Origin of the sequence: Tepidanaerobacter sp. EBM-38 (genome assembly GCA_001896545.1) — a bacterium.
Taxonomy (GTDB): domain Bacteria; phylum Bacillota; class Thermosediminibacteria; order Thermosediminibacterales; family Tepidanaerobacteraceae; genus Tepidanaerobacter.
Genome location: MPOT01000064.1, coordinates 1 through 3,761 on the forward strand (window position 1 = coordinate 1; position 3,761 = coordinate 3,761).

5 protein-coding genes are annotated in these 3,761 nt (G+C 35.1%); all 5 read right to left on the reverse strand.

What is annotated here, in order from left to right; translation table 11 throughout:
* Positions 1-726 (reverse strand): ABC transporter permease (locus BUC45_RS07505; RefSeq protein WP_296971339.1); only part of this gene is annotated, 726 nt, incomplete at its 3' end.
* Positions 701-1,624, reverse strand: a complete 924-nt coding sequence (locus tag BUC45_RS07510; protein WP_023211542.1) for an ABC transporter ATP-binding protein — start codon at positions 1,622-1,624, stop codon at positions 701-703. The genes BUC45_RS07510 and BUC45_RS07505, both read right to left, overlap by 26 nt.
* Positions 1,575-1,985, reverse strand: coding sequence for a GntR family transcriptional regulator (locus BUC45_RS07515; RefSeq protein ID WP_013778778.1), 411 nt, complete (start codon positions 1,983-1,985; stop codon positions 1,575-1,577). The genes BUC45_RS07510 and BUC45_RS07515 overlap by 50 nt, the downstream gene beginning before the upstream one ends.
* Before the next feature lie 194 nt (positions 1,986-2,179).
* The gene (locus BUC45_RS07520; RefSeq protein WP_296971340.1) at positions 2,180-2,815 is read right to left on the reverse strand and encodes a hypothetical protein; all 636 of its coding nucleotides are present in this window, start codon (positions 2,813-2,815) and stop codon (positions 2,180-2,182) included.
* 110 nt (positions 2,816-2,925) lie between these two features.
* Positions 2,926-3,761: hypothetical protein (locus BUC45_RS07525; protein ID WP_296971342.1), on the reverse strand; the 836-nt coding region annotated here is incomplete at its 5' end.

The window sequence follows — 3,761 nt, forward strand, 5'->3', positions numbered from 1 at the left end:
CATAGTATATGACCCAAAAATATTTAAAAACTCGTCAATTACAGCTATGCGATATCCCCACATCGCCATATTCATATACAGCAATCCTGTAAAACCTATCGGGAATATGAAAAATATAATAGTCAGCACTAACTGGGATATTGAAGTACCTGTCAAACTTGCAAAAAGCAGTGAGAAACTCAATATAACAAATAATCTAAAGGCATCTGCTCCAAACCAGGACATTACCATACCTGCTGAGTAAAAATCCCTTAAACCTTTTGAAAACCATAGAGCCGCTGCCATTATCACCGCATTTATTAAAAACGGCAAAATAGCATTTACAAAAGCTATTACAACCTTATTAAAAAAGATTTCTGTACGGCTAAATGGCATAGTCGCAAGTATTTCGAATGTCTTTTTTCGCTTTTCCTCTCCAAATAGAAGTGCCGCAGCTGCCATGGGTGTAAATACTACTAACATTGCTCCCATACCTGATAGTTGTTTAAATTTATCTTGTAAAAGATTCTTTAACTCGGCTTTGTATTCATCTTTATCATAGCCCGCGTACCATTCCGGGTGTTTTTCCATTTCTTGAATTGTTCTTTGATAATTGTTGTATGTATTTATCACGCCTAAAGTCATCGTAAAAAATAATATGCCTGCTACCGCAAAGCACAGCCATTTAGTCATTTTCCAGTCCTTTTTCAGTAAAGCCTTATTAAATGGCAATGTCTGTAAAGTCATAGCCTTCAACTCCCATCTTGTATATAAAAATCTCTTCAAGAGACATATCTATCGTTTCCAATAAAATAGGATTGCATTTTTTAATCGCATCTATTACAGTCTCAAGATTATCCTTCACTACTATTTGATGTATTTTGCCGATAGTTTCTATTTTTAGTATATGTTCATTGCTCTTTATCTCCTCTGGAAACTCACCTTTAAATGCAACTTGAATCTTTCTCACATTACTTTTTAGATTTTCTACACTATCTTCCAGCAACATCTTGCCTTCATGGATAATGCCGATATGGTCGCAAATTTGTTCCAATTGCCCTAAATTGTGGCTTGAAATCAAAACTGTAGTTTCATTTGCACTTACTTCATCTACAATTAAATTTAAAACCTTTTGCTTAACAACAGGATCTAAACCCGATGTGGGTTCATCTAATATAAGTACATTAGGCATTATAGATAAGCTCAAAAGTATAGCAAGCTGTGTTTTCATGCCCTTTGATAAATATTTGATTTTTTTATTGCCGTCAAGCTTGAAAAGCTTCATTAATTGAATATATCTTTCATCACTCCAAAACGGGTAAGCATCTTTATAAAACTCGACTATCTCATGGATTTTAAAAGAAGGATAAAAATACTGATAATCTGATACATAGCCAAGTCTGGACTTTATCTTGGCATTGTCTTTGATGTTCTCGCCAGAGATTAGCACCTCACCTTTTTCCGGTTTATATATATCTACTAAGTTCTTTATCAAGGTTGTTTTACCCGCCCCGTTAGGCCCTATCAATCCATATATGGAGCCTTTATTGACATGAATGTTTATATCATCAAGTATCTTATCTTTACCTAAATATTTATTCAAATCCTTTATTTCTATCATTGCTATCAAATCCCTCCATTTCATCTATTAAATTTCTAATAAGATTAATCAACTCTTCCTTATTAAACCCCATATAAAATGCCTCAATTATTCCTTTTTTAAATATCTCCTTTACTTCATTCAGCTTATGTTCGTCCTTTCTGGGCTTATATTCTTCAGAAATAAATGTTCCTCTACCCTGAATCGTAACCACCACTTTCTCCCTCTCCAGTTCCTTATATGCTTTTTGAACAGTATTTGGGTTTAAAGTCATCATCTTGGCCATATCCCTAACCGACGGCAGCTTTTCCCCCGGTTCAAACACGCCTTTTAATATTCCTTCTTTTATACTGTTTACAATTTGCACATAAATAGGCGTGCTGCTGGTTACATCTATATCAATCAATTTTTCACCTCCAACGGCATTTTGTATGTAGTGTACTAGTAGTATTAATACACTACATACATAGTAACTTATAAAAAAATAAAAGTCAAGATGTTTTCTTGACTTTTATTTTGGCTATCACAAAGGTTGATAAAAAAGGCACCGAATCTGTTTTAATGACGGTGCCCTCAAATATTTATTGAACCATTTGCAAGTCAATATACGTTTACCGACATATCTTGCTTTAGATATATTACCTCTTCACTATCCGACAGCACCACCTCATAGGTATAGTTTTGAGTGCCACTCTTTTTTATACCCTTGAATTTAGCGACATCGCCGGCTTTATCCGAGCTGTTTACGGAAAAGGTATGGGCGTACTTGGACGAAAAGTTAAGTATTCCGCTTTTTTCCGGGGTTACCAGCACTGTGGCATATAAAGAGTCTCCGGCCTTAATAAATCCATCGAAGACATAGTATACAATCATTCCCCTATAAGAAGAGTCATGTTTATCAATCTCCCCGCTGCAAGTACTGGTCCAATGAGATGCCGTATCCTGATTCCATTCAATGCTCAAAAAGTCATAAGTGCCAGGGTTTTTAGGTGTTTTATGAAACTTTAGATATGTCTGCAAGTAGTACTGCGGCTTTGCCAGTCTTTTAAATATATACATATACATATCCATATCCGTTTCTTGATGCAGTAAACTGCTCTTTTCTATTTCTACGCCCAATGCCCTTAACTCCTTCTGAACACTTGAAAAACCCTTTCCGGAATGATTGACATAATCCGCAATAAAGCTTGCGAATTCCTCGTCATCCATATTTTCTATTTGAGTCTTTTTAGACATAAAGTCCAAGCGGTTTTTGTACGCAAAAATCAACACCATTAAAACAGCAACAACAAAAATTAATATGAACTTTCGATTCTTCATAGCTTCACCTTACAAGTTTTTTTAACTTAGATTTTTACGGAATTATCTCTATCGATATACCATGAGTCTTCATCCGACCTAAGATTGAGTTTAAAACTATATTTTATTGAAGGGAGTTCATTTGGTGTATAACTAAATTCAGTAGCATGACTTCTCTCAACATCTGTCGTTGCAAATGTATGTGCATATCTTGAAGAATAGTCTAGCCATCCAGTGTCCTCACCAATAACTTGCACTGTGGCATACACATAATCTCCAGATTTAATAAACCTATCCATGACATAGAAAATTACTATTCCTTGATTTCTTTTACTGGAATCATGTTTGTCAATTTCCCCGCTGCATGTGCTAGCCCAATATGAAGCCATAGACGAATCCCATTCCACACTTAATAAATCATAAGTGCCCGGATAATATGGCTTCTTATTGAATTCTAAAAGTGCCTGAATATAGCGCTGCGACTGACCCGATCTTTTAAACGTATATACTGAAAAATCAACATCGCGAGGATGTATACTATCGGTTTTTATTGAATTATTATCCCCTTCCAGTTCTACTCCTAGCAATTTGAGTTCTTCCTTAACTATTCCAAATTCTTTTTCAGAACTACTAACATATTCTGCAATAAAACTGCTAAATTGCTCATCATCCATTTCACTGATTAATTGCTTGGCTTTAATTATAACATCTTCATTTAGTTTTGCTACTTCGGCTTTAATAAGATTCTGTTTTAAGTCACTATAACTAGTTATGGCCATAGCTGACAGTGCTGACGCATGAAAAACATAAACCATATCTGACAAAGGATGAAAGCTCTTCCTAAAAAAACTTTTTCGCAAAACCAGTCTGGACAAACTTTTCC